At 71.6% G+C, this 26,512-nt stretch carries 23 protein-coding genes; 14 read left to right on the plus strand and 9 right to left on the minus strand.

Annotation, left to right across the window (positions count from 1 at the left end):
* Positions 1 to 1,459 (plus strand): WD40 repeat domain-containing protein (locus AB0F88_RS28795; protein WP_362690705.1); only part of this gene is annotated, 1,459 nt, incomplete at its 5' end.
* 60 nt (positions 1,460 to 1,519) lie between these two features.
* Here AB0F88_RS28795 and AB0F88_RS28800 read toward each other — a convergent pair.
* The 8 genes from AB0F88_RS28800 to AB0F88_RS28835 all read right to left on the minus strand — a co-directional run bounded on the left by AB0F88_RS28800 (position 1,520) and on the right by AB0F88_RS28835 (position 11,005).
* Positions 1,520 to 2,446, minus strand: coding sequence for an SDR family oxidoreductase (locus AB0F88_RS28800; RefSeq protein ID WP_362690707.1), 927 nt, complete (start codon positions 2,444 to 2,446; stop codon positions 1,520 to 1,522).
* Positions 2,443 to 3,051, minus strand: a complete 609-nt coding sequence (locus tag AB0F88_RS28805) for a TetR/AcrR family transcriptional regulator (protein WP_362690710.1) — start codon at positions 3,049 to 3,051, stop codon at positions 2,443 to 2,445. Before AB0F88_RS28805 ends, AB0F88_RS28800 begins: the two co-directional genes overlap by 4 nt.
* A gap of 120 nt (positions 3,052 to 3,171) precedes the next feature.
* On the minus strand, positions 3,172 to 5,850 hold the full coding sequence (locus tag AB0F88_RS28810; RefSeq protein ID WP_362690713.1) for a DUF6493 family protein: 2,679 nt from the start codon (positions 5,848 to 5,850) through the stop codon (positions 3,172 to 3,174).
* The gene (locus tag AB0F88_RS28815) at positions 5,847 to 6,071 is read right to left on the minus strand and encodes a hypothetical protein (protein ID WP_362690716.1); all 225 of its coding nucleotides are present in this window, start codon (positions 6,069 to 6,071) and stop codon (positions 5,847 to 5,849) included. The genes AB0F88_RS28810 and AB0F88_RS28815 overlap by 4 nt, the downstream gene beginning before the upstream one ends.
* A gap of 215 nt (positions 6,072 to 6,286) precedes the next feature.
* Entirely contained in the window at positions 6,287 to 8,188 is a 1,902-nt protein-coding gene (locus tag AB0F88_RS28820; protein ID WP_362690719.1) for a DUF6807 family protein, read from the minus strand.
* Positions 8,185 to 9,228, minus strand: a complete 1,044-nt coding sequence (locus tag AB0F88_RS28825) for a mandelate racemase/muconate lactonizing enzyme family protein (RefSeq protein ID WP_362690722.1) — start codon at positions 9,226 to 9,228, stop codon at positions 8,185 to 8,187. Before AB0F88_RS28825 ends, AB0F88_RS28820 begins: the two co-directional genes overlap by 4 nt.
* Entirely contained in the window at positions 9,225 to 10,091 is an 867-nt protein-coding gene (locus AB0F88_RS28830) for a 5-dehydro-4-deoxyglucarate dehydratase (protein ID WP_362690724.1), read from the minus strand. Before AB0F88_RS28830 ends, AB0F88_RS28825 begins: the two co-directional genes overlap by 4 nt.
* 26 nt (positions 10,092 to 10,117) lie before the next feature.
* Positions 10,118 to 11,005, minus strand: coding sequence for an NAD(P)-dependent oxidoreductase (locus AB0F88_RS28835; RefSeq protein WP_362690726.1), 888 nt, complete (start codon positions 11,003 to 11,005; stop codon positions 10,118 to 10,120).
* A 147-nt stretch (positions 11,006 to 11,152) separates the two neighbouring features.
* Here AB0F88_RS28835 and AB0F88_RS28840 point away from each other — a divergent pair, with 147 nt between their 5' ends.
* From AB0F88_RS28840 to AB0F88_RS28875, 8 genes are all read left to right on the plus strand, one after another.
* On the plus strand, positions 11,153 to 12,121 hold the full coding sequence (locus tag AB0F88_RS28840) for a LacI family DNA-binding transcriptional regulator (RefSeq protein WP_362690729.1): 969 nt from the start codon (positions 11,153 to 11,155) through the stop codon (positions 12,119 to 12,121).
* Positions 12,122 to 12,657: 536 nt separating this feature from the next.
* Entirely contained in the window at positions 12,658 to 13,599 is a 942-nt protein-coding gene (locus tag AB0F88_RS28845) for a sugar ABC transporter permease (protein ID WP_362690732.1), read from the plus strand.
* Positions 13,583 to 14,443, plus strand: coding sequence for a carbohydrate ABC transporter permease (locus AB0F88_RS28850; RefSeq protein ID WP_362690735.1), 861 nt, complete (start codon positions 13,583 to 13,585; stop codon positions 14,441 to 14,443). The genes AB0F88_RS28845 and AB0F88_RS28850 overlap by 17 nt, the downstream gene beginning before the upstream one ends.
* A gap of 34 nt (positions 14,444 to 14,477) precedes the next feature.
* Complete coding sequence (locus AB0F88_RS28855; RefSeq protein WP_362690738.1) at positions 14,478 to 15,743, plus strand: extracellular solute-binding protein; 1,266 nt, start codon at positions 14,478 to 14,480, stop codon at positions 15,741 to 15,743.
* A gap of 102 nt (positions 15,744 to 15,845) precedes the next feature.
* Positions 15,846 to 17,129, plus strand: a complete 1,284-nt coding sequence (locus tag AB0F88_RS28860; RefSeq protein ID WP_362690741.1) for a Gfo/Idh/MocA family oxidoreductase — start codon at positions 15,846 to 15,848, stop codon at positions 17,127 to 17,129.
* 142 nt (positions 17,130 to 17,271) lie between these two features.
* Positions 17,272 to 18,090 carry a PIG-L family deacetylase gene (locus AB0F88_RS28865; protein WP_362690744.1) on the plus strand — a complete coding sequence of 273 codons (819 nt, stop codon included), beginning with the start codon at positions 17,272 to 17,274 and terminating at the stop codon, positions 18,088 to 18,090.
* Positions 18,091 to 18,276: 186 nt separating this feature from the next.
* A complete protein-coding gene (locus AB0F88_RS28870; protein ID WP_362690747.1) occupies positions 18,277 to 19,932 on the plus strand; it encodes a penicillin-binding transpeptidase domain-containing protein in 1,656 nt (551 codons plus the stop codon).
* 67 nt (positions 19,933 to 19,999) lie between these two features.
* Positions 20,000 to 20,590, plus strand: a complete 591-nt coding sequence (locus tag AB0F88_RS28875) for a phosphoribosylanthranilate isomerase (RefSeq protein ID WP_362690750.1) — start codon at positions 20,000 to 20,002, stop codon at positions 20,588 to 20,590.
* Between the two features lie 94 nt (positions 20,591 to 20,684).
* On the opposite strand, the gene AB0F88_RS28880 is transcribed toward AB0F88_RS28875, so the two are convergent.
* Complete coding sequence (locus AB0F88_RS28880; RefSeq protein WP_362690753.1) at positions 20,685 to 21,395, minus strand: SDR family oxidoreductase; 711 nt, start codon at positions 21,393 to 21,395, stop codon at positions 20,685 to 20,687.
* Positions 21,396 to 21,544: 149 nt separating this feature from the next.
* Between AB0F88_RS28880 and AB0F88_RS28885 the strand changes: the two genes are divergently transcribed.
* From AB0F88_RS28885 to AB0F88_RS28905, 5 genes are all read left to right on the plus strand, one after another.
* On the plus strand, positions 21,545 to 22,000 hold the full coding sequence (locus tag AB0F88_RS28885; protein ID WP_362690756.1) for a helix-turn-helix domain-containing protein: 456 nt from the start codon (positions 21,545 to 21,547) through the stop codon (positions 21,998 to 22,000).
* Positions 22,001 to 22,137: 137 nt separating this feature from the next.
* Positions 22,138 to 22,707 carry a carboxymuconolactone decarboxylase family protein gene (locus AB0F88_RS28890; RefSeq protein WP_362690759.1) on the plus strand — a complete coding sequence of 190 codons (570 nt, stop codon included), beginning with the start codon at positions 22,138 to 22,140 and terminating at the stop codon, positions 22,705 to 22,707.
* Between the two features lie 348 nt (positions 22,708 to 23,055).
* Complete coding sequence (locus tag AB0F88_RS28895) at positions 23,056 to 23,568, plus strand: DUF4396 domain-containing protein (protein ID WP_362690762.1); 513 nt, start codon at positions 23,056 to 23,058, stop codon at positions 23,566 to 23,568.
* Between the two features lie 184 nt (positions 23,569 to 23,752).
* Positions 23,753 to 24,547 (plus strand): SDR family oxidoreductase, encoded by a 795-nt coding sequence (locus tag AB0F88_RS28900; RefSeq protein WP_362690765.1) that lies wholly within the window; start codon positions 23,753 to 23,755, stop codon positions 24,545 to 24,547.
* Positions 24,548 to 24,557: 10 nt separating this feature from the next.
* Positions 24,558 to 26,471 (plus strand): FUSC family protein, encoded by a 1,914-nt coding sequence (locus tag AB0F88_RS28905; protein ID WP_362690768.1) that lies wholly within the window; start codon positions 24,558 to 24,560, stop codon positions 26,469 to 26,471.
* Positions 26,472 to 26,512 lie beyond the last annotated feature (41 nt).

Consider the following 26,512-nt stretch of genomic DNA (forward strand, 5'->3'; position numbering starts at 1 on the left):
CGCGGGGACGGTTCGTCAGGTGGTGATCGCGCCGGACGGTGGGTGGCTGGCGGTTCTCTCCGGTGATCGGAGTGTGCGGCTGTGGGAGGCCGACGGCAGGCAGCGGGCCGCTCTGACGGGTCACGCGGGGACGGTTCGTCAGGTGGTGATCGCGCCGGACGGTGGGTGGCTGGCGGTTCTCTCCGGTGATCGGAGTGTGCGGCTGTGGGAGGCCGACGGTGCCGAGCGGGCCGCTCTGACGGGTCACGCGGGGACGGTCCGTCAGGTGGTGATCGCGCCCGACAGCAGCTGGCTGGCCGCCTGCTCCGACGAGGGGACGATCCGGATCTGGCAGTCGGAACGCCCCGCGCGGCAGAACCGCAGGGGCCGGACCGGGACGGTGCGCCAGGTGACGATCTCCCCCGAGGGGAGCTGGATCGCCACGCACTCCGGTGACGGGTCGGTGAAACTCTGGAACGAGGACAGGATAGAAGGGGCGACCCTCACCGTTCCCCTCGAGAACAGTCACCACGGCGCGGTCTCGCCGGACAAGACGTGGCTGGCCGTGTGGTCGGCCGATCACGTCGTCCGGATACGCGGCGCCGGCGGCCGCAGGCGGGCCATCCCGACGGGGCACGCGGGACGCCTGCGCGGAGTGGCGATCGCTCCCGACAGCACCTGGCTGGCCACCTGGTCGGCCGACCGGACCGTACGGCTGTGGGGCGCGGGCGGCAGCAGGAGGGCGGTGCTGGCCGGTCACACCGGGCCGGTGCGCGAGGTGGTGATCGCTCCCGACAGCACCTGGCTGGCCACCTGCTCCGAGGACGGCACCGCCCGCGTGTGGTGGGCCGACGGCACCGAACGCGCCGTCCTGGTCGCGAACGTCAGGGCGACGGCCCACCTCCTCATCTCCCCGGACGGCGGCTGGCTCGCGACCCTGTCCATCTACGGGAAGATCCAGCTCTGGAAACCGGACGGCCGCAGGTACGCCACCCTGAGGAACAGGGTGGAGGACATCGGCGAGATCACCGTGGCGCCGAACGGCAGATGGTTCGCCATCTTCTCCGCCAACGGGACGGCCGGTCTGTGGGGAGCCGACGGGAAGTCGCGGGCCTCGCTCAAGGGATGCCCGGGACCGGCCCGGGGAGTGACGATCGCCCCCGACGGCACCTGGCTCGCCGCCTGCTTCGACGACGGCGGCGCCCGTGTCTGGTCGGCGGGCGGCACGGAACGGGCGAGGCTGTCAGGCGGCGAGGGAAGGATCCGCGGCGTGGCCATCTCCCCGGACAGCAACCTGCTCGCCACCTGCTCCGACGACGGCACCATCCGGGTGTGGGACAGGTACGGCGAGTCCTCCGCCGCCGGAGCCCGGGTCGAGGCGGGCCTCAACTGCCTGGCCTGGTTCCCCAGCGGCTTCGCCCTGGCCGCGGGCGGCGACCAGGGCCTGTACGGGTTCGACCTCTACCCTCCGCCCGAATAGCGCCTGAATAGCGCCCGGACAGCGGCCGGCGTGGCCGGCGCGGTCGGTGCTATCCGGGTGTCATCGGTAGTCCTCCGGGGCGACAGCGCCGCTCTGGCGCTGGGTCGCGCCGAAGTAGCCGCCCCAGTCCGGCCGGGAGCCGTCGGCGTCGGTGAAGCCGTACTCCTTGGCCAGCCGCCAGGTCGACAGCGAACGCCCGCTCCAGCGGCTCACCTCCGGGTCGGCGGCGAGCGCGGCCACCGCACGGCCGAGGTAGGCGGGTGTCTCCGACATCGCGAAGTAGGAGTCCTTTGCGATGCCGTCGCGCCAGGTGGCCTCGGTGACGCCGAAGTGGTCGAGCATCGCCTCCGACCGGAGGAAGCCGGGCGTGAGCGCGAGGGCGGTGACGCCGTGCGGCCGCAGGTCGCCCGCCTGCGCCAGGGCCGCCCGGATGACGCCCGCCTTGGCCAGGTCGTAGAAGAAGGTGCCCCGGTAGTCCTGGTCGGCGGTGCCGTCGGTGACCTCCACGACCAGGCCGCGGCGGCGGGCCACCATCAGCGGCAGCGCGTGCCAGCTGGTGATGATGTGCGTGTGCACCGCCTGCCGCTGCAGCAGCAGGCCGTCCTCGAGAGGCTGCTCCCACAGCGGTTTGTCCCACACCGTCATCGGGTCCCCGCCCCAGACGTTGTTGACCAGGATGTCGAGCCTGCCGTCCTGCTCGCGGTCGATCCGCGCCACCAGCTCACGGACCTGGGCGACGTCCAGATGATCGGTGGGGACGGCGATGCCGTGGCCGCCGGCGGCGGTCACCAGGTCGGCGGTCTCCTCGATGGTCTCGGGACGGTTCATCGGCGATCTCGCCGCCGCCGTGCTGCGACCCGTGACGTAGACGGTCGCGCCGGCCGCGCCGAGCTGGACGGCCGTTCCCCGGCCTCCGCCACGGGTGGCTCCGCTCACGAGGGCGACCTGTCCGGTCAGCGGTCTGTTCGTCACCGGTTCTTCTGTCACCGGTCCTCCTTGTCGCGCCGGTAGGGGTCGAGCAGCGTGCTCAGGTCACGGCGGAGCGCCTCGGCCAGCGGCTCCGACCTGGTCATCGCCCAGGTGAGCTGGGTGCCGTTGCGGATGGAGTCGACGGCGGCGGCGAGCGCGTCCACGTCGGTGCCCGCCGCCACGTGCCCGCTCGCCACCGCCGACCGCAGGCAGGCGGCGAGCTCGGCGCGGACCGCCGCGTCGTGCTCGCCCAGCAGCTCGCGGAACTCGGGGTCGGCCAGCTCCAGGTGGAGGAACGCCAGGTGGTTGGCGAACTCCTCCGGTTCGACGTCGGGTCCGGCGCTGCGCACCACCGCGCGGATCAGCCCCTCCACCGGGTCGGCGGCGGACTCGAACGCGGCCCGCATCGGCTGGACGAACGTCTTCTCGGCCAGACCCCACCGGACGAATCCGAGCAGCAGGTCGCGCTTGCTGCCGTACCGCCCGACGAGCACGCCCGTCGACACCCCGGCCTCCCGGGCGACGTCGGCCAGTGTCAGCCGGCCCGGTCCCACCCGTCCGACCGCCGTGGCGAGCGCGACCATGATGCGCTCCTCGCTGATCGTGCGCGGCCGTCCCGCCATGACCCCTCCCATTAAATAATGAACCTTCATTATTTATAACACACGGCGACGACCTCCTCGAGCGAAGCATCCGGAAGCGACCGGTCCGGCCGTTCACCGGGATGAACGGCCGGACCGGGGTCAGCGGAGCCGGTCGCGCAGGCGTGCGCACTCGCGGGCGAAGCGGCTGCCGCGGCCGCTCGCCGCGTGGGCCGACACGATCGGGATCTCGCCGCGGGCCCCCGCCCAGGCCGCCACGTCGGCGGCGAGGGCCACCGCCTCGGAGTGGACCACGGTGGGACGCTCGCCCTCGCCGGGCAGCAGGACCGGCAGCATGTTCCTGAGGATCTCCCAGACCTGCTCGTGTGCCCCCTGGCGGGCGGCGTCGGTGAGGGAGGCCAGCACCGGCCGGATCTCGAACCAGGTGTGACGGATCAGCAGCGCGAGCTGGCGGCCGACCGCCTCGGCGGGCAGGTCGCCCCTGGCCGCCATCCGCAGCAGCGGAGGTATCGCCTCCGGGCGCCGTTCGGCCAGGAAGTAGGAGAGGATGAGCGCGGTCGCGTCACCCGTCGGGCCGTCCGCCTCGGACAGGGCCGCCAGATAGGGCGGATAGACCCCCGGCTGGTTCCACTGGTAGAGCAGGTGGGGCAGGTAGTTGACGGAGACGACCTCGCGGTGCGACGGCAGGACCGCGGGCCACCAGTCCATGACGCCACCGTGTTCCTCCCAGCGCCACTTCGACGGCTCGCCCAGCAGCTCGTCGATGAGGTCGTGCCCGGTCGGCTCCGCCCGGAGCACCGGCACCAGCCGGATCTGGCCGACGTGCCGAGGCTCGCGCTCCTCGAAGAGATACTCACTGGCGTCCTCGACGTAACCCCACTTCAGGCCCGCCTGCGGGTCGGGCATGCCGCCTCCGGCCAGCCAGGCGGCGGCCGACGCGGCTGCCTGCGAGCCCACTCGCGCGGCGCGCTCGGCGGCGTCGGAGTGTGTTCCTCTCGGCAGCCGCAGCAGCGCCTGCTGCAGGTCGGCGGCCGGCGGTTCGGCACCCGCGGCCGCGCACGCCTCCAGCCGGTCCACCAGCACGCCGGGGTCGAGGTGCCCGGTCATCACCGTGGGCGTCGCCAGCAGGACGGGGGGCAGCGTCCCCTCCCGCAGCGCGACGTGGAGCTCGCTGAAGCGGTGCAGCAGGAACATGTGCGGTGGCGACACCCAGCCGGGATTCGGCAACCGCCGCCGGCGGCGGACCTCCGCCACGGGATCGGTTCCAGGAGTGATCACCTCCTTGGCGAGGGCGGCCGCCCAGAAGGTGAGGTCGAACCAGCGCTCCATCTCGGACAGGTGGGAAAAGGCGCCGTCGAAAACGGGGGCCAGCTTCTCGCGCAGGGCCGTCCGGTCGGCTCCCGCCCGCTCGACGAAGCCGGCGAGCCACCGCTCGCACGTCACCCACCCGTGCAGGTCCCACGGGTCCAGGTCCAGGGTGGGGGCGGGGAACCGGCCGGGCTCCGCGAGGACGGGCAGCGCCGCGGGGACGAACGGCTCCGGCGCCTCCTCCGGCGCGGTCTCGCCTCCGAACCTCGCGGCCACCCGCGCCCCCAGGGCCGCGGGCAGCGTGCGAACGGCCTCGACGATCAGGTCCGCGCCCGGGCCGAAGGCGGTCGCGTGCTTGAGGGCGAGCTGGGCCGCGCGCCCCTGAACCTCGTAGGAGGTGTGCGCGAACGCCGTGACGAGCGCGTGCGCCAGCTCGTCGGCGCACGCGGGCGAGCGCCGCACCTCCTCGTCGAGCCAGCTCAGGCCGGCCCGGGCCATCTTGACCTCGGGACGGAAGGTCAGCGCGCCGATCGCCTCGACGACGTCGGCGGCGTCGTGGGGGCCGGTACGGCGTACCTGGGCGAGCGCCAGCTCGGCGACCGTGCCGGGGGCGGCGGGGAGTAGCCGCAGGTAGTCACGCGCCCGCGCGGCCGCCTCCTCCCGCATCGGGTCGATCAGGTCGTGCAGCCGTACGAAGAAGCGCAGGTCGATGGCGTCACCTCCGCGCAGGAAGCGGCTCACGCAGCCGTCCAGGAGCTCCTCGCGCGACACCTTTCCGGCCGCGAGGAGCCGTTCGAGCAGGGAGAGCCACCGGGTGGGCACGGGCGTCAGCCGTTCCTCCCGCAGGACGCGGCCCGCCCCCTCCACCTCGAAGATCCTCGCGAGCAGCGGACCGGTCAGCGGGTCGTCGTCCACCGTCTCGGCGGAGAGCCAGGCGAGCACGAGGGGGTCGTGCTCGGGCGGCTCGCAGCCGGAGGCCCGCAGCAGCGCCAGCGCGAGCGGGACGATGCGATCGCCCGCCGCGCGGATCCTCCTGGAGAGCCTGCCCGCCACGTCGGCCTGCCAGCCGGCGGGGCGGGCGGCCAGCACCCGGACCACCCCGGCCGGATCCGCCCGTGGCGCCCACCGGGGGTTGAGCTCGCGGCGGGCCAGCCAGGTGGCCACCGCGGCGGGACCCGAGATCGTGCCCGCGCCCGCGATCCGCAGCGCCGTCCCGAACTCGGCCAGCACGTCGTCCGCACTCGAGCGGGCGATGGCCTGACGCACCTCCTCCTCCCAGGGGAGCAGGTCGTCTCTCTCCTCGTCGGAGGCGAGGTCGAAGTCGAAGTCGAGGTCGGCCGACCCGCTCTCCCAGGCCATCCGCGTGGTGGTCTCGCGCAGTTCCTTGAGGAACCCCGGCAGCCGCCCCGCCACCTCGGCGCGCTCGGCCTCGGTCAGCGCGACCACGCGGTCGGCCAGCGGTCCGGCCTCGCGCCGGGTGATGAGATCGCGCACCTCCTGCCAGGCGGTCACGAGGTCACCTCCACGGCGGTACGGGAGGTGATCCGGGTGGCCCACTCCTCGCGCGGCGGTCCGTCGTGGCCGGCGCAGGGTGTCTCCCCGCCGGACACCTCGCCGTCCAGGGTCTCGTCACCGGCTGCCGGTGACCCCGGACGCCCGTCTCCTACCAGGGGCCCGTCTTCTACCAGGGGGGAGGGCGCGGCGTAGCCGTACGCCCGCGTCGCACTTGTCATGTGCCGGAGAGTAGAGATCATCACCGACAAAGTGAGCGCGGCGGCGGACCGGTACGGCAGCCGGACGAAGGCGTCCTGCCGATGCCGGCGACCCGCCAGGCGTGGGGAGCCGCCAGGCGTGGGGAGCCGGCCGCGCCGGTTTCCCGCTGTCACGGTCCGCCGCGGAGCGCTGCCCCGTCGAGGCGCCCCGCGGCGGAGGTCCTTGTGAGAGGTCCTTATGAGCCGACGAGCTCCGCGGCGAGGGCGGCGGCCCGTTCGGTGGTGAGCCGCCCGTCGGCGACCACGACGGTGATCGCGCGTTCCAGCCGGTCGGGGACGGTCAGCGGCGCGTCCCAGGCCAGGGCCGGTCCGACGCCCGGGTACTCGGCGACGCGGACGAACCACGGGTCGAGACCGAGGGTCTGCACGAACAGCAGGCTCCAGTCGTCGGAGGTGAGCGCGAGCCAGGGCGAGAGGCCGCCGTGCACGGCCCGCTCGCCGGAGGCGCCGGCGGCGAAGACGTCCAGCCCGGGGGAGTCCTTGGGCGCGCGCCAGAAGAACCCGCCGTAGCCGGCGCCGGCCCGGCCCTTGCAGGCCGAGCTCTGGATCGACAGCGGCTCGCCGGTCCGGTTGTGCAGGGTGAAGGCGACGTCCAGCGCCCAGGCGCCGGGCAGGGCGCGGGCGGTGAGGGTCCGCTCCTCGGCGGCCAGGACGGCGCCGTCCGGTCCTACCCAGTCGAGGTGCTCGGCGAAGCCGCCGTCCACGGGGCGCAGCGAGCGCCGTCGCTGCCGCCCGTGGTTGGGGAGGATCCTCGGGCCGGTGCCGGGCACGTAGGTGGAGCCGCCCCAGAAGTTGACCCCGTTGACATCCGAGATCGCCACGCTCGCCCCGAAGTGGTGCACGTGGTCCGCGGGCTGGGTCTCGGTCACGAGCGTCCCGCCAAGGGTCCGCACCGGATGTAGGTAGGGCCGCGGCGCGTCCGTCGGCTGGAGGTCGCCCCGCCGGGTGTAGGTCGCGACCTCCCGCGAACCGACGCGCAGCGACGATTCGGGCCAGGTGCTCGGCCGGGAGGCGAGGCTGCCGGGAAAACCGACCTCCGACAGGGTCTTCAGCTCCGCCGCCGCGCGTACGGCCAGGACGTCGATGCCCGGCAGCACCAGCCGGGACGGCTCCGGGCGGGAGCCGTCGACGGGCAGCGGGTCGGGCGCGCGCCGGATCTCGTCGAGCAGCCGGGTGAAGCCGCCGGTCCGCTCCAGCGGCACCAGCAGTTCCTCGCCCTCCCTGATGTGCGCCAGGAGATTGCCGAGGAGGTCGACCCGGTCGAAGCCGGTACGGACGCCGTCCACCTCGATCTCGTCGAGGGTGTAGAAGAGCAGGGCGGAGCGTGTCTCGCCGTGCAGATGCAGGTAGGGCTCGGTCCGGCGGTCGCCGCAGAGGCTCACGGTGGCCGCGATGACGGTTCCGTCGGCGAGGCGCAGCCGGGCGCTGGAGGTGTCGTCTGAGGAGATCGCGTTGGCCCGGTACAGCTCCAGCTCGATCCCCTCGACCGAGGAGACCGCGTCGGCCCCGGCGACGGCCAGCGCGGTGGCCACCGCGTGCGCGAACGGATTGGTCAGCGCGCCGTCCATGACGTCCACGCCGTCCAGCCGCCGGTGCCCGGCCCAGGGGGCGCGCGTGTAGTAGGTGAACGGGCGCGTCCAGGCTCCGGCGACGCCGATGGCGTGGATCGGCTCGCCCAGCAGTCCGGCCGCCGCGGGGACGGCGGCCGAGCCGAGCGACTGGAAGCCGACCTGGCAGGCCAGCCCCGTCTCGGCCACGGCGGCGGAGATGCGCTCGAACTCCTCCACCGACGGCGCGGGGGGTTTCTCCAGCAGTACGTGCGCCCCGGCCCGCAGGGCCGCGACCGCCAGTGGCGCGTGGGTGTGGATCGGCGTCGCGATCACCGCCACCTCCGCCCCGGTCTCGGCGATCAGCGACGGCAGGTCCGCCGACCACGGCACGTCGAGGCCGGGCGCCGGGCGGGTGTCGCAGACCCCGGCGAGTTCGGCCCGGCCGGCCGCGGCCAGCCGCCGGACGTTCTCCACATGGTTTTTCCCGTGGCCGTGGATCCCGGCGACCACCACTCGAACCGGCTTCACGGCGCCCACCTCGTCGGTGCCCCGGTCGCCCGCAGCTCCGGCCCGGTGATCTCCACGGGGAAGGGCTCGGCGAGCAACCCGAGATCGGTGAGCGTGGCGTCCTCCACCCGCTCCACCATCGCGGGATGGTGCAGCGCGAGGGCGAGCTGGCCCGACAACTCGGTGAGCAGATGCGGATAGACCGGGACGCTGAAGGCGCGGGCGAGTTCGGCGATCCGCAGGAACGGCGTGATCCCGCCGACCCGTACCAGGTTCGGCTGGACGACGTCGCAGGCGCCCCCGGTCAGCAGGTCGCGGAACCCGTGGACGGTGGCGACGTTCTCGCCGACCGCGATCGGGGTGGCGATGCTGCGCCGCAGCTCCACCTGGGCGGCCAGGTCGTCGGCGGGCAGCGGCTCCTCGATCCAGAACAGGTCGTAGCTCTCCAGGGCCCGCAGGGCGGTCCGGGCCCGGTGCAGGTCCCAGCGCTGGTTGGCGTCGATCATCAGCAGCCGGTCGGGGCCGATCACCTCGCGGACCGCCGCCACCCGCTCGACGTCCTCGGCGAGCGAGGGGCGCCCGACCTTGATCTTGACCGCGGTGTGTCCGGCGGCGACCCACCGTCCGGCCTGCGCCCGGAGCTCCTCCAGCGAATAGTGGAGGTTGACCCCGCTGCCGTAGACGGGGACGCTCTCGCGCCGCGCGCCGAGGACCTCGACCAGCGGTCGCTCGCCGCAGCGCAGATCCCACAGGGCGAGGTCCACCCCGGCCAGGGCGATCGGCACGATCCCGGACCGCCCCGCCTCGCCGAGGCGGGCCGACAGCCGGTCCCACACGAGCTCCGGATGTGGCGGCAGGCCGATCACCGCGTCGCGGACGTCGTGCTCCAGCAGGGCCTTGACCGCCTGGGCCCCGATCTGCGGCGTCCATGCCGGCCCGGTGCCGTGCCGCCCGTCGTCCAGCGTGATCGTGACGAGCAGCACGTGGTTGAAGGGCACGTCCGCGCCCCAGGGCCGGGTCAGGGGCACCGACCGCAGCGTGACCGTCAAATCCTTGATCATGACGCTACCAGGGCGAGTCCCGACTTGATCAGCGCCTCGAGCTCGGCCTCGTGCTCGGGCGCCACCGGGACCAGCGGCGGCCGGACCGCGCCGGCGTCCAGCCCGCGCAGCCGTACCCCCGCCTTGACGAGCGACACGGCGTAGCCCGGGACCTTGGAACGCAGCCGCACCAGTGGCGCGTAGAACTCGGTGATCAGCCGCTCGTCGCCGTGCAGGTAGGCGTTGGCGATCTCGGGCGCGAAGCAGAACACCGCGCTTGAGTACAGGCCGACGCCCAGGGCCCGGTAGGCGGGCTGGGTCAGCTCGGCGGTCGGCAGCCCGTTGAAGAACAGGAAGTCCGGGTGCGTCTCCCTGACGGCCAGCACGATCCGCTGCATCCGGTCGATGTCGCCGAGGCCGTCCTTCAGCCCGATGACACCGGGGATCGCGGCCAGCTCGACCGCCGTCTCCGGCTCGAGCGCGATCGGCCCACGCTGGTAAACGATCACCGGGAGCTCGGCGGCGATCGCCCGTACGTACTCGGGGAAACCGGGGCCCTGGACGAGATAGGGCGGCATGAGCAGCAGCCCGTCGGCACCCGCTTCGCGGGCGGCCCGCGCCTGGGCGAGCGCCGCGCCGATCGGCCCGCCCGCCCCGGCGAACACCGGGACGGCCCCGCCCGCCGTCTCCACCGCCACCCGGACGACCTCGGCGTGCTCGGCCTCCGACAGCGCGGTGAACTCGCCGGTCCCGCAGGCGGCGAACACGCCGCCCGGCCGGTGCTCGAGCCCCCGCCGGACGTGGTCGGCCAGCACGCCGGGCGCGAGCCCGCCGTCCGGGCCGAAGGGGGTCACGGGGAAGAAAAGGACACCTTCGAGGTTCATGATCGGGGTCTCTCTTTCGGGAGAGTTCAGGAGAGTTCGGTGCGCCAGCTGCGCTTGGCGGTCCAGCCGAGCAGCCGTTCCGCCTTGGCGGAGGAGAAGGCGGGGGCGGTGCCGGTCAGGTGGGTGGCGAACGCCTTCGTCTCCGGCATGACGGCCGGCAGCAGCTCGGCCAGCGGCTCGCGCGCCAGGGCGTCGCCGGCGCCCGCGAAGAAGACCTCGCCGTTCGTCTCCAGCAGGGGGAGCCCGGTGAGCAGCGCGTCGACGAAGTCGCCGGCGTCGCGGGCGTCGAGGTAGTTGAACAGGGAGACCCCGCCGATCTCGGGCCGGTCCAGCCGCTCGGTGATCGTGTGCCCGGACTGGGTGGGCGCGCCCTCCCACTCCTCGGGCGCGACGACGAAGCAGGGGCGGAACGCGGCCATCCGGGTGGCCTCGCCGGTCCGGGCGAACGTCCGCATGGTCTGCTCGGCCACGACCTTCGACAGGTTGTAGGCGTTCCAGGGCTCCGTCGGGTGGTCCTCGTCAAGGGGCAGGTAGGCGGGGGTCCAGCCGCCGGGCGCGCCGTATCCGATCACCGTGGGGCTGCTCGCCACGATGAGCTTCTCCACGCCGAGGGCGACCGAGGCCGCGCAGATGTTGAAGGCGAGCTGGGTGTTGACACGGAACGTGGTGGGCTCGGAACGGCTGAACGGCACCGCGATGGCCGCCAGATGGACCACCGCCTCCGGCCGGAACCGCGCGATCACCGCGTGGGCCTCACCCAGGTCGGTGAGATCCGCCGGAAGGGTCGAGGCGGCCTCGCGAGGGGTTCCCGGCGCGCTGTCCACGCCGATCACCTCGTGTCCGGCCGCCGCGAGCGAGGTGACCACGCTGCGGCCGAGCCGGCCTGCGCTGCCGGTGACGAGCACTCTGCTCACCGTGTGGACTCCTTTTGAAGACTGCAATCAGTTGCAGTAAACAATCGCGTCAGGCAGGACAATACGTCAAGTGAGCGGCGTCAATCACCGGCAACCGGTCTCAGGATGGTTGACCTATCTGCAAACGATTGCGTTAAGGTGTGCGGCATGTCAGTGACCATCCGGGACGTCGCCCAGGCGTCAGGCGTCCATGTGTCGACGGTTTCCCGGACCTTCTCGGCACCCCATCTGGTGAACGCCGAGACCCGGACCCGGGTGCTGGCGGCGGCCGAACAGCTCGACTACCGGCCCAACCGGGCGGCCCGCTCGCTCAAGACGGGCCGCACCAACAACATCGGGCTGATCGTGGCCGATCTGGCCAACCCGTTCTTCCCTCCGCTGATCAAGGCCGCGCAGGCCGCGGCCCGCCGCCAGGACTACCACCTGTTCGTGGCCGACACCGGCGAGGACCCCGTCGAGGAGGAGAATCTCGTACTGGCCTTCTCCAAGCAGGTCGACGGCATCGTGCTGTGCAGCCCGCGACTGTCCAACAAGGCCCTCGAGAAGCTCTCGGAGCAGGTCTCGTTCGTGCTGGTCAACCGGCGTATCCGCGGGCTGACCACGGTCGTGATGGACGTCGCGAACGGCGCCCGCGCCGCCATGGAGCACCTCGTGAGTCTCGGTCACCGGCGCGTCGCCCTGGTGGCGGGCCCCGCCGGTTCGTGGACCAGTGGCGAGATCCGCAAGGCCGTCTCGGAGACCCCCGGTCTCGACACGGTGGTCATCGGCCCCAACTCTCCCACCGAGGAGGGCGGGATCGCCGCCGCACCCATGATCGCCGAGGCGGGGGTGACCGGGGTGCTCGCCTACAACGACCTCGTCGCCATCGGCCTCATCGAGGGACTGGAGGTCCTCGGCGTCGACGTGCCGGGCGACGTCAGCGTGATCGGTTTCGACGACAGCATCACCGGACGGCTGCACCGTCCCAAACTCACCACGGTCGCGATGCCCGCGAGCGACGCCGGCCGGATGGCGGTGGACCTGCTCATCCAGTCGATGAGCGCCGCGACCGTCCTGGAGACCCATCTGGTGGTCCGGGAGTCCACCGCGCCTCCCAAGGGCCATCGCGCCGCTTAGGGGCCATCACGCCCCTCGGGATCCGTCGCGCCTCCTGGGGTCCGCCGCGTCCTTTGGAGTTCACCGCGCCTCCTGAGGTCCATCGCGTCCCTTGGAGTTCACCGCGCATTTTGGGGTTCACCGTGCCTGCTGAGGTCCATCGCGTCCCTTGGAGTTCACCGCGCATTTTGGGGTTCACCGTGCCTGCTGAGGTCCATCGCGCCCCTTGGAGTTCACCGCGCCTCTTGGAGCCCTCCGCGCCCGCGGGGGCGACGCGTCCGGAGCAGGTGCCTCGCCCGGAGGGCGGCCACCAGGCACTTCTTGCTCGTCACGCCGGGGGCGGATCACGGTCCGCTACTGCAATCGGTTGTACTAACTCGTGTTCGAGCGAGTTTTTTCCGTTCGGCCTCTGACGAGGGATATCCCTTCTGAGCTGCGATAACAATAAAACCGAAGGTTACGATTCGTGAGCCAGCTCACTGCAAAGGGTTGACGTCTTAGTTTGTGAAGCTATAGGAAAAGCGCATCCCATTCACCAACTCCCCGAAGGGCCAGTGATGACGCTGAGTCCCGCACCGGCGGGGGCCCCCCAGCCAGGGCGTCTCAAGAGCCACCGAAGCCGAACGCAGGCGCGGGCGGCCTATCTGTTCCTGGCCCCTTGGTTCATCGGCCTGTTCGCGATCACGCTCGGCCCGATGATCGCCTCGCTCTACCTGTCGTTCACCGACTACAGCCTGCTGACCGAGGCCAAGTGGGTCGGGTTCGACAACTACGTGAAGATGTTCACCCAGGACGACCGGTTCATGGCGTCGCTGCAGGTGACGACCACCTACGTGCTGGTGTCCGTCCCGCTGCAGCTGGCCTTCGCCCTCGCGCTGGCGCTCGTGCTGGACAAGGGCCTGCGCGGCCTGCCGTTCTACCGCTCGATCTTCTATCTGCCGTCGCTGCTCGGAGGCAGCGTGGCGATCTCGATCCTCTGGCGGAAGATCTTCGGGACCGACGGCATCGTCAACTCGTTCCTGGGCCTGTTCGGCTACGAGGGCCAGGGCTGGGTGACCAGTCCCGACACCGCGCTGTGGACACTGATCGTCCTGCACATCTGGACGTTCGGAGCCCCGATGGTCATCTTCCTGGCCGGGCTCCGCCAGATCCCGCAGAGCCTGTACGAGGCGGCCTCGGTCGACGGCGCCGGCAGGTGGCGCAACTTCCGCTCGATCACCCTGCCGCTGCTCACCCCGATCATCTTCTTCAATTTGGTGCTGGAGGTGATCAAGTCGTTCCAGTCCTTCACCCAGTCGTTCATCGTCAGCGGTGGCAACGGCGGACCGGTCGACTCGACGCTCTTCTACACGCTCTACCTCTACATCAAGGGCTTCAAGAATTACGAAATGGGTTACGCGGCCGGAATGGCCTGGGTGCTGCTGCTCATCATCGCCGCGCTGACCGGTGTCAACTTCCTCATGTCTCGATTCTGGGTTTTCTATGGCGACGACAAGTAAGCGCGTGCCGGTCCTGTTCCGGCCCGCCCCGCGCCTGCTCAGGCACCTGCTGCTCATCGGCGCCGGGCTGTTCATGCTCTACCCGCTGCTCTGGATGGTCTCCAGCTCGTTCAAACCCGAGGAGCTGATCTTCCGGGAGCCGGGGTTGATGCCGACCGCGGTGACGGCGGAGAACTACACCGAGGGCTGGGACGCCCTCAAGCACTCCTTCGGCTACTACCTGTGGAACTCGGCGGTCCTCACCGCGCTGGCGGTGGTCGGCAACCTGATCGCCTGCTCGCTCGCGGCCTACGCCTTCGCCCGGCTGGAGTTCCCGCTGAAGAAGATGTGGTTCGCGATCATGCTCGGCTCGATCATGCTGCCGCACCACGTCACGGTCGTCCCTCAGTACATCGTGTTCGCCAAGATCGACTGGATCAACACGATCTGGCCGATCGTCGCGCCGAAGTTCCTCGCGACCGACGCGTTCTTCATCTTCCTGATGGTGCAGTTCATCCGCACCCTTCCCCGGGAGCTGGACGAGGCGGCGGCGATCGACGGCGCCGGCTACTGGCGCACGTTCGTCCAGGTGATCCTGCCGCTGTGCGTTCCGGCGCTGGCGACCACCGCGATCTTCACCTTCATCTGGACGTGGAACGACTTCTTCACCCAGAACCTCTACCTGACCAACTCCGACAATCTCACCGTCCCCGTCGCGCTGCGGCAGTTCATGGACTCCAGCGGCGAATCCTCCTGGGGACCGCTGTTCGCGATGTCGATCATCTCTCTTGGCCCGATCTTCGGGTTCTTTCTCGCGGGCCAGAAGTATCTTGTTCGCGGCATGGCGACCACCGGTCTCAAATAACCCCTCCCACCCCCATCCCCCCGGAGGTATCTCGATGAAGCGAATCCTGGCGGCCACCGCCATCACCCTGCTCGCCGTCTCGGCCACAGCATGTGGCAGCGACGGCGGCGGTGGCGAGTCGGACGGGAAGACGAAGGTCGTCTTCTCGTACTGGGGCAGCGATGCCCGGCAGAAGCTGACGGAGTCGGCCATCGCCGCGTTCGAGAAGAAGAACCCGACGATCGATATCGAAGGTGACTTCTCCGACTGGGACAGCTACTACGAGAAGCTGGCCACCAAGACCGCGGCCGGCGACGCGCCGGACGTCATGTCCATCGAGATCCGCGGTCTCGCCGAGTACTCCGGCCGCGCCACCCTCGCCGACCTCAACGGCAAGGTCAACACCGCCGACCTCGACCAGGAGGTGCTCAAGGCCGGCCAGGTCGACGGCAAGCAGTACGCCATCCCCACCGGCGTCAACACCTTCCCGATGATCGTCAACAAGGCGGCCGTGGAGAAGGTCGGCGAGAAGGTCCCGGACGACACGACCTGGACCTGGGACGAGTACATCGCGCTCTCCCAGAGGGTGACCGCGAAGAGCGACGGCAAGGTCTGGGGCACCGAGTACAACGAGAATCCCGCCTTCCTGCAGCTGTTCGCCGCCCAGCGCGGGGAGCAGTTCTACAAGGACGGCAGGATCGGCCTGTCGGAGCAGGTCATCAAGGACTGGTGGGCCCTCCTGCAGAAGATCGTCTCCACCAAGGCCGGCCCGGACGCCGCCCTGATGCTGGAGACCGGGACCAAGGTCGACCAGGCCCTGCTCGCCACGAACGCCAGCGCGTTCGGCAGCTGGTGGAGCAACCAGCTCACCGCGCTGAGCAAGGGCTCCGGCCAGGAGCTCGACCTGCTGCGGATGCCGAAGGCCGAGGGCGCGACCACCGCCGGCATGTTCCTGCAGCCGGCGATGTACTACACGATCTCGTCCAAGACCGAGAAGGCCGACGCCGCCCAGAAGTTCGTCGACTTCCTCGTCAACGACCCCGAGGCCGGCGCCATCCTGCTCAGTGACCGCGGCCTGCCGACCAACGCCAAGGTCGTCGCCGCCATCAAGGACAAGCTGACCCCGACCGACCAGAAGGTGCTGGCCTTCATCGACTCGATCAGGAGCGAGCTGAGCCCGATCTCGATCCCGCCGAAGGGCGCCATGGAGATGGAGGACATCCTCAAGCGCGCCACCGACTCGGTGCTGTTCGGCAAGGCCTCCGCGGACGACGCGGCGAGGGCCTTCCTCACCGAGGCCAACGCCGCCATCACCAAGTAGCCGACGGTAGCCGGCGGTAGCCGGGATCCGCTGACGTGCCGTACGGCTCGCGCCGAGCCGTACGGCACTCCCGCTCTCACCACTCTCTTGATGGAGTCCTTGATGCGATACGCCTTCGTCGGGCTCGGCCACCGGGTACAGCTGTACATCGACGCGCTGCTCGGCGAGTGGGGCGACACCGGCGAGATCGTCGCCCTCTGCGACGTCAACCGCACCCGGATCGGCTACTACCTCGACCGGATCGGACGCGACGTCCCGTGCTTCGCGCCGCACGAGTTCGACAAGATGCTCCAGCTCGCGGACGCCGTCGTGGTCGCCACCGTCGACGCCACCCACGCCCGTTACGTCGTCGCCGCGCTGGAGGCGGGTAAGGACGTCATCGTGGAGAAGCCGCTGTGCACCACCGCCGAGGACTGCGCGGCCATCACCGAGGCCGCCGAGCGGAGCACCGGCCGGCTCGTCGTCACCTTCAACTACCGCTACTCGCCGCGCAACAGCGCCGTCCGCCGGCTGCTCGCCGACAGGGCGATCGGCGACGTCACCTCCGTCCACTTCGAGTGGGTGCTGGACACCATCCACGGAGCCGACTACTTCCGCCGCTGGCACCGCGACAAGGCCAACTCCGGCGGCCTGCTGGTGCACAAGTCCACCCACCACTTCGACCTGGTCAACTGGTGGCTGGCCGACACCGCCCGCTCCGTCTACGCCCGGTCGGCGCTGCGGTTCTACGGAGCCGACAACGCCCGCGCCCGCGGCCTGCGCGACCGGCCGGGACGCGCCCACGGCGCGCCGGGACTCGGCACCGACCCCTACCTCCTCGACATCTCCGCCGACCCCCGGCTCAAGCGCCTCTACCTGGACGCCGAGCACGAGGACGGCTACCTCCGCGACCAGGACGTGTTCGACGACGGCGTGACCATCGAGGACAACATGGCCGTCCTCGTCGGATACTCCCGCGGGGCGATGCTCACCTACTCCCTCAACGCCCACGGCCCCTTCGAGGGCTACCGGGTGGCCGTGAACGGCACCGCCGGACGGCTGGAGCTGGAGGTCGTCGAACGCGCCTGGACCCCGCCGCGGGCGGCGATCGACCCGACCGCCGCCGACAAGGCGCACGCTCCCGGCGCCTCCGAGCGGCTCGTCCTGCACCGGCACTGGAGCGAGCCCGAGGAGATCGCCGTCTCCTCCGGCGCGGGCGGCCACGGCGGCGGCGACGCCCTCATGCTGGACGACGTCTTCCGCGGCGCGGGCGAGGACCCCCTGGGCCGCCAGGCGGGGCACCGCGCGGGTGTCGCGAGCGTGATGGTCGGGGTCTCGGCCAACCTGTCCGCCGCGAGCGGCATGCCCGTCCTCCTGGAGGAGGACGGCACCCGGTACGCGGGCTGACCCCGGCGCCCGACGGGGACCCGGCCTTTTCGACGAGGACGTCCCGCCCGATGCGGCGGCCGACCTGCCGCTCTCGGCGCTTCGGCGGTCGCCGTAGAGTGGGCCGGTCCGCAGGACTTTTTTCGAAAACGGGTGGAAATCTATGGATAGAGAACTGACGTTGATGGCCGTTCACGCCCATCCCGACGACGAGGTGATCAGCACCGGCGGGATCCTCGCCAGGTACGCGGACGAGGGCGTCCGGACCGTCCTGGTCACCTGCACGAACGGCGAGCAGGGCGACGGTCCCGGCGGGGTGAAGCCGGGGGAGCCCGGCCACGACGAGGCGGCGGTGAGAGCGCTGCGGCTGGAGGAGCTCCGCGAGTCGGCGACCCACCTGGGGATCTCCCACGTGGAGCTGCTCGGCTACCGCGACTCGGGCATGGTCGGCTGGGCCGCCAACGAGGAGCCCGACTCCTTCGCCAACGTCCCCTTCGAGCAGGCCGTCGGCCGGCTCGTCGCGCTGATGGAGCGCTACCGCCCCCAGGTCGTCGTGACCTACGACGAGAACGGCGGCTACGGCCACCCCGACCACATCCAGGCCCACCGGATCGCGGTGGCCGCGGCCGAGGCGAGCGGCATTCCCGACAAGCTCTACTACACGGCCGTGCCCCGCGAGCGGATGGCCGAGCTGTTCGAGTATCTCCGCTCGACCGGTGACGCCCCGGAGGGCTTCGAGTTCCCCGACGACTTCGGCGTCCCCGAGGAGCAGATCACCGCCGTGGTCGACGTGTCCTCCCAGGTGGAGCGCAAGATCAAGGCGCTGGAGGCGCACGCGAGCCAGGGAGACAGCATCTTCTTCCTGCGCATGCCCGCCGAGGCCCAGCACCGGGTGTTCGAGCAGGAGACCTTCGTCCGCCACGTCAACCGCGTTCCCGCCGCGGCCGACCGCGAGGACGACCTCTTCGACGGTCTCCGCTAGAAAGACGCGCCCGGGGGCCGCCTCCGGCGGGGACGGCTCCCGGGAAGGGCGGTCTCCGCGGGGCGGGGCCCGCCGAGGGCTACGGTGTCATACCGAAGTCGGGAAAAACCTGGTTCAACGCTTCTCGCCGCCTTTACGATCTTTTCTCTGGTATGCAACTCTGCAAACCCGGGGGAGTAAACGGTTATGCGTGATCGAAGGCTCCTCGCGCTGATCTTCTCCGCGACCGCGATCGTCGTCTTCGGCGTGTACGGGGTGGTGGCCGCCCCGGGGGAGGTGGTGGCCTCGCCCTCGCCGCGCCCCACGCCGGCCGGTGACTCCGACGACTCCGGTGTCCCGACGGCCAGGGCGACCGTGACGAGAGCCGGGGAGGCGCCCAGCCCCGTGCCCGTCTCGCCGCCGCCGAACCTGGTCACGCTGACCCCGGTCACGCCGACCCCGCAGGCCGGTCCCGAGGCGACCGCGACGAACTACCTGACCGCCTGGCAGAACGGCGACTTCGCCGGCATGACGGGTATGGTCGTCGACCCCCCGGCCGACTTCGGCGTCCGGCACCGCGGGTTCGACGCCGACCTGCGGGTCTCCTCGCTCTCGCTCACCCCCGGCGCGCTGCGCCACCGCGGGGAGGAGTTGGCCGAGATGCCCTTCAGGGGGGTACGGAAGGTCACCGGGCTGGGCGACTGGCCGTTCGACTCCTTCCTGCGCCTGGAGTTGCGGTTCGGGGTGTGGAAGGTGCGCTGGACCCCCGAGACGATGCACCCCTCGCTCAAGAACGGCGGGAGCCTGCGGCTGAAGGAGACCGAGGTCCGGAGCCCGGCCACGCTGACCCGCGAGGGGACGCCGTTCCCCCGCGACAGCAGGGCGGGCCACTACTTCAGCGGGCTGAGCGACACGGCGGTCGACCTGAAGCTGGAGGAGGAGCCCTCCGGCCGGGTGCTGCTGGCCTCCCCGCCCCGGCAGGCCTCGGGGACGAGGACCACGATCTCCCGGCCCGTGCAGGCCGCCGCGGCCCGCGCCCTGGACGGTGTCGGGCAGCCCGCCGCGATCGTGGCCGTGGACGTCCAGACGGCCCAGGTGCGCGCGGTGGCGGACACGCTGGACGGCAAGGAGGCGTTCAACGGCCTCTACCCGCCCGGCTCGACGTTCAAGGTCGTGACCGCCGCCGCGCTGCTCCGCGGCGGCCTGACCCCGGAGTCGCAGGTCGCCTGCCCGGCCGGCTACACCATCCCGAACGGCAGGAGCTTCAGCGACTCCGACGGCATCGACCACGGCAACGTGTCCTTCACCACGGCCTTCGCGCTCTCCTGCAACACCACCTTCGCCCAGCAGACGTACGAGCGGCTGCGCGACGACCGGCTGCGCGCCGAGGCGGCCGACCGGTTCGGCTTCCGGGAGAAGCCGGGGCTGAGCTCCTGCCGGATCCAGCCGTACGGAAACCCGGACCAGCTGGGGTCGGACGCCATCGGCCAGAACTCGGTGCAGGCCAGCCCGCTCTGCATGGCCGAGGTCGCCGCCGCGGTCGCGAGCGGCGTCTGGAAACCCGCCATCATGACCGAGGAGCCTCCCGCGGACTCGCCCGCCCCGGTGCCGCTGGACGAGGGGGTGGCCGCGAGCCTGCGGACGATGATGGGCGCCGTGGTCACCCAGGGAACGGCCTCCCAGGCCGGGCTCCCGCCGGACACCGCCGGCAAGACCGGCACCGCCGAGGTCGAGGGCGGCGGGGACCACGCCTGGTTCATCGGCTACCGGGGTTCCCTGGCCTTCGCGGTGTTCGTCCGGCACGGCGGCGCCGGGGGCAAGGTCGCGGCGCCGATCGCCGCGAGGTTCCTGAACGCCCTCTGACGCACTCTGCCGCCCTCTGCCGCGCTCCCGGCGTTCCGGGTACGGGGAACGGGCTACCGTACACAGGGTGTACGTGAAGATCTGCGGGCTGCGCGAGCCCGGACATGTGACGGCCGCCGTCGAGGCGGGAGCCGACGCCATCGGGTTCGTCCTCACCAGGAGCTCGCGGAGGGTCACCCCCGCGCGGGCGCGGGAGCTGGCCTTGGCGATCCCCCCGCACGTGCTGACCGTGGGGGTGTTCGCCGGTGAGCCGTCCGAGGAGGTCAGGGCGGCCACGCTGGAGGCGGGGCTGCGTGCCGTCCAGCTGCACGGCGACCATCCGCACGAGGACTTCACCGCGCTGAAGGACCTCGGGGTCACGCTGGTCCGCGCCGGGGCCGCGAGCACCGACCTGCGCTGCGGCGCCCTCGACGAGGACCTGCTCATCGTCGACGCGCCCAGGCCGGGCTCGGGGGAGCCGTGGGACTGGGCGGCCGTGCGCGGGCGCCCGGAGGGCCGCTGGATGCTGGCCGGTGGGCTGGACCCGTCGAACGTGTCCCGGGCGATCGCCGCCGCCCGGCCCTGGGGGGTCGACGTGTCGAGCGGGGTGGAGGTCGCGCCCGGAGTGAAGGACCCCGGTCTCATCAGGGACTTCGTCACCGCAGCCCGCGGCGGCTGAGCGCCGCGGCCGGTCTCGTCACCATGTCCACGGGGGCGGCGGCCCGGACGTCCGCCGGCCGGGTCCCGGAGCCGTCCGGGGGAGCCGGCGCTGTTCAGCGGGTCCCGGTCAGCTTCGGGTAGAGCGCGGTGAGGTCGCCGGAGAGCGCGGCCTTGACGCGCGTGCTGGCCTCGTCGGCGAGGACCTCGTACCGCCCGGCCTCCACGCCGTCGAGGGCGGCGCGGGCGACGACCGAGGGGTCGATCTTGGGCCCGTCGACGTGCGCGGCCATGGCGGTTTCCATGTATCCGACGTGCAGGGCGGTGACCAGGGTCTTCTGCTCGGCGAGCTGCAGGCGCAGCGCGTTGGTCAGGGACCAGGCCGCCGACTTGGCCGCGGAGTAGGCCGCGCTGCTGGGGAGGGCGATCCAGGACAGCACGGACAGGACGTTGAGGATGGCCCCGCCGCCGTTGCGGGCGAGGGCGGGGGCGAAGGCCCGGCTCATGGCGAGCGTGCCGAAGTAGTGGGTCTCCATCTCGAGCCGGAAGGAGTCGAGCTCCCCGTCGAGGAGCCCCGCCTTGGTGGAACTTCCGGCGTTGTTGACGAGCAGGGTGACGTCCGGTGCCAGGTCGGCCGCCGCGCGTACGGCCGCCGGGTCGGTGACGTCCAGCGCGATGGGCACCACGCCGGGCGTGGTGATCGTGGCGGGATTGCGCGCGGCGGCGTAGACCTTCGACGCGCCGCGTTCGAGCAGCGCCTGGACGAACCGCTCGCCGAGTCCGCGATTGCCGCCGGTGACGAGGGCCACAGAGCCGTTGATCTGCATGATGTTCCTTGCCGTGGATGTATTGGGTGAGGACGCCGCGAGACGGTTTCCACGCCACGGGGTCACCGGGAGGATTCTCCGACGTCTGAGTTGGTTTATCCAATCTAGCACCCTGAATTGGAAAACCCAACCTCGCGTAGACTGCAATCATGCCCACGAAGACAGATCGCGTACCCGAACCGCGCTGCTCCGTCGCCCGGAGTTTGCAGGTGCTTGGTGAGCGGTGGACGCTGCTGATCGTCCGGGACGCCCTCGCCGGCCTGACCCGGTTCGCCGACTTCCGCGACTCCCTGGGCATCGCCTCCGACCTGCTCACCAGCCGGCTGAACGCGCTGGTCGAGGCCGGCGTCATGGAGCGCCGCCCCTATCGGGAGCCGGGGGCCAGGGTTCGTCACAGCTACCACCTGACCCCGGCCGGCCAGGAGCTGGTGACGGTGCTCGCCTCGCTCCAGCAGTGGGGCGACGTCAACCGGCCTCATGAGGAGGGCCCCTCGATGTGGAGCCGCAGCCGGTCCACCGGGCGTACCGTGCGCGTCACGTTCGTCGACGACGAGGGCACGCCTGTCCCCCGGGAGGACGTCGACCTGGTCTTCCTCGGCACCTGAGCGGCCCTCCGGGCCCGGCGTTGCCGAAGTCGTCAATCATGTTTACTATATAGACAACCTCGTTGACGATATTGCCTCGACGCGCGATCGCGGAGCCCGCGTTCCGCGGACCCGGAGAACAAGAGAGAAGGCTCCCCATGTCCCATGCCGTCTTCGTCACGCACACCGCCGAGAGCGCTCCGCCCGACGCCCGCCCCACCATCGAGGGTGTGCTGCGGAAGTTCGGCCACGTCCCCACGGCGGTCGGCCGGATGGCCACCTCCCCGCAGTTGCTCAGTGGGTTCCTGGCGGCGAGCGCCGCCTTCGAGCAGAGCAGCCTCGATCCGGTCGACCGCGAGATCGTCGCGATGACGGTCTCCACCCGCAACGGCTGTCATGTCAGCGTGGCGATACACACCGCCGCACTGGCCCGGCTGGAGGCCCCGTCCGAGCTCGTCGAGGCGCTCCGGGCCGGCACGCCCCTCCCGGACGCCCGGTCGGAGGCGCTGCGGTCGTTCACCCTCGCCGTCATGGACCACCGCGGCGCGGTCGGCGACGAGGAGACGCGGGCGTTCCTCGACGCGGGCCACAGCGCGCGCAACGCCCTGGAGGTCGTCCTCGGGATCGGCGCGTACACGATCTCGACCTTCGCCAACCGCCTGATCGACGCCCCCCTCGACCCGCCGTTCCACGCCTTCGCCTGGGACGGTGAGACGGGCGGGGCCTGACCGGTTCGCGCCGTCGTTCCACGCTCCGGGGTCTCCGGCCGGCTGACCGTTCGTCCGGCGCCCCGGCGCCCCGGCATTCCGGCATTCCGGTGTCCCGGCATTCCGGCGTCTCGGCATCCCGGTGTTCCCGTGGCTCGCGAATCCGGAAAAGCCCGCCGGTTGTTTCCGGGCGCCCGGCGGTCATGCTCGCCGGGGGGCGCCGTGCCCGGCGGAGCCGGGCCGGATCCCGTCACGGGTTTTTCCTCCAGGGCCTCCGACCGTTGTCAGATACCCCCTATGGGTATAGATTGAGGCGTCTGCCGGAGATCGACAGGTATCGACAGGTATCGACAGGTGAAGGAGGAGACCATGACGTCCGAACCGGTGCGGCACGCGAGCCGTCCGGATGGCGAGGATCACCACGGATCCGGCCACCACCCCCGGAAGGCGACCTGGCGGGTGGCCGCGTCGGCGACCCTGCACTGCCTCACCGGGTGCGCCATCGGTGAGGTGCTCGGCATGGTGGTCGGCACGGCTCTGGGATGGCCGGACGCGCCCACCATCGTCCTGGCCGTCGCGCTGGCCTTCTTCTTCGGCTACGCGCTCACCCTGGTCGGGTTGCGCAGGGCCGGCGTCGACTGGCGCAAGGCCCTGCGGCTGGCGCTGGCGGCCGACACCCTGTCCATCCTCGTCATGGAGATCGTCGACAACGGGGTGATGATCGCCGTCCCCGGCGCCATGGACGCCGGACTGACGTCCGGCCTGTTCTGGGGCGCCCTCGCCTTCGCCCTCCTGGTGGCCTTCCTGGTCACCACGCCCGTCAACAAGTGGATCATCGGCCGGGGCAGGGGGCACGCCGTCGTCCACGCCTACCATCACTGAAAGGCCGCATCAGGAAAAATCAGTGTTGTTCGTAGCTGTTTCGCGAAAACGATCACCGTCCGCATGTTCCGCCCCGGCGGACACGGGAACGAACACCGGATCGGCTGGACGACATATCGCCAGGTCGTGCAGTGCCCGCCCGCACCGGCGGGCGGCCGCACGCCGGGCTCCAAGGACGTGACGCATGCATATCGATCTCACCGGCAGGACGGCGCTGGTCTCCGGATCCACCCAGGGCATCGGGGCGGCCATCGCCACCGGCCTCGCGCGGGCGGGCGCGACGGTCGCCGTCAACGGCCGCAAACCCGACAAGGTCGAGGCCGCCGCCGACGCGCTGCGCGCGCAGGTCCCCGGCGCGCAGGTCGTCCCGCTCGCCGCCGACCTCGCCACCGAGGAGGGCGCGGATCGCGCCGTGGACCTCCTGCCGGACGTCGACATCCTGGTCAACAACCTCGGGATCTTCGAGTCGAAGGACGCCCTGGAGATCACCGACGACGAGTGGCGCCGCTACTTCGAGGTGAACGTCCTGGCGGCGGTCCGTCTCACCCGCGCCTACCTGCCGGGGATGACGGCGCGCTCCTGGGGCCGCGTCCAGTACATCGCCAGCGACTCCGCGATCGTCACCCCCATCGAGATGATCCAGTACGGCATGTCCAAGACCGCCCTGCTGGCCGTCTCGCGCGGCTTCGCCAAGAAGGCCGCGGGCAGCGGGGTCACCGTCAACTCCGTCATCGCCGGGCCCACCCACACCGGCGGCGTGGAGGACTTCGTCTACGGGCTCGTCAACCGGGATCTGCCCTGGGAGGAGGCCCAGCGCGCCTTCATGCGGGAGCACCGCCCGCAGTCGCTCCTGCAGCGGCTGATCGAGCCGGAGGAGATCGCCAACATGGTCGTCTACCTCAGCTCGCCGCAGGCCTCCGCCACCACGGGCGGCGCCCTGCGCGTCGACGGGGGATACGTCGACGCCATCGTCCCCTGAGCGGCGAGCGATGCCGCCGCTCTTCCGGCGGGCCGCCGACCGGCTGACCGACGCCGCGCCCGGCTGGCTGGTCGAGACGGTCAGGCTCGCGCCCGCGCCGCTCCAGTGGTGGCCGATGCTGCGCATGGCCGTGGCGGTGACCTTTCCGCTCCTGCTGGGGCTCGCCACCGGTGACGTCACGGCCGGTCTGCTGCCGGCCCTGGGCGCGATGAACGCCGGCATGGCCGACCGGGGCGGCCCGTACCGGGCCAGGATCGTCCTGATGGGCGCGGCCGGTGTCGCCGGGGCGCTGGGGTATCTCGTCGGGTCCGCGGTCCACGGCCACGGCTGGTGGATCGTGCCGGTCGTGGTAGCCGTCTCGGTGGTGTCCGCGCTCATCAGCACGAGCGGGGCCACGGGCTCGGCCGCCGGGCTGCAGCTGCTGGTGATGACGGGGATCGCCAGCGGCATCGGGCTGCCGGGGGCGTCGGAGGCGAACGCGCTCGCGTTCCTGCTGGGCGTGCTGTGGGTGATCGTGCTGGTGGCCGCCGACTGGCCGTTCCATCCCCGGGCACCGGAGCGGGCCGCCGTGATCGAGGTCTACCAGGCCCTCGACCGGCTGTTCTCCGATCGCGACGCCTCCGCGCTGGCGGAGTTCAACACCACCATCAAGCGCGGCTACGACGTCGTGCTCGGCGCCCGCTCCCCGGCGGCGGGGCTGGATCCCGGCCGCACCCGCCTGGTCGCCCTGCTGAACCAGGCCTCCCTGATCCGCAACGCGCTGCTCTCGCTGCGCTACGAGGGACGCGAGCCGCTCGCCGAGGCCGTGTCCGCCGTCAGGGCCGTCGCCGGGTCGCTCACCGGTGGGCCCGCGCCCCGGATGCCGCCCTGCGAACCCGGCTCGCCCGCCGCGCGTGCTCTCTACTTCGCCGTGCGGGGGGCCGCCGAGCTGGTGTCCGGCGGCGACGTCGCGGCGGACCAGCTGCCCTACGAACCGGTCGGCTACCGCTCCCGGATCCTGGCCGTCGTGGAGCAGATGTGGCGGGGCCATCTCGTCCGCGTCTACACGGTCCGGCTCGCCCTCTGCATGGGCGTCGCCGCCGCGTTCAGCGCGTCCGGCTGGTTCGAACGGTCCTACTGGATGATGCTGACCGTCGCGCTGGTGCTCAAGCCCGACTTCGGGTCGGTGTTCGCGCGTGCCGTGCAACGCGCGCTCGGCACCTTCGTGGGCGCGCTGATCGGCACGCTCATGCTCGTCCTGGTGCCGTACGGCCCGCTGCTCCTGGTTCCCATCGCCGTGTGCGCGGCGCTCATGCCGTACGGCCTGCAACGCAACTGGGGGCTGATGTCGACCTTCCAGGCGCCGCTGGTCCTGCTCCTGGTGGACCTGCTGACCCGGGGAGGCCCCGACCTGGGCAGGGTCCGGATGCTGGACACGCTGATCGGATGCGTGATCGTCCTGGTGCTGGGATACCTGCCGTGGCCGGCGAGCTGGGAGGCGCCGGTCGGGCCGAGGCTCGCCGACGCGGTGGCGGCCACCGCGAACTACCTGCGGCACGCCTTCGACACGGAACACACCGGCAGGGCGCGGCTGCGCCGCGGGGTGTACGACGCCCTGGGTGACCTGCGGACGGTCTTCCAGCGGGCCATGGCAGAACCCTCCGTGATCAGCCGGCGCGTCACCACCTGGATGCCGGCGATGGCCGCGCTGGAGCAGGTGGCCGACGCGATCGTCGTCATCGTCGCGTGCGCCGAGCGCGGCGTGCCGCCGCCGTCGGAGGCGGCCGTACGGGCGCTGGCGGGCAGCCTGGAGGACATCGCCGGGGACATCCGCGAGGGACGCGACCCCGGCGATCCCGGGATCTGCGTCGAGGAGTCGCTGGAGCCGGCCCACTCCGCCGTCCGAGGACTGCGGGACACGGTGTCGGGTGACCGTCCGGGCTGACCGGCACCGTGTCGCGCGAGGTTCGCGAGAACCGGCCGCGG

The sequence above is a fragment of the Streptosporangium sp. NPDC023963 genome, assembly GCF_040639135.1.
Taxonomy (GTDB): Bacteria; Actinomycetota; Actinomycetes; order Streptosporangiales; family Streptosporangiaceae; genus Streptosporangium.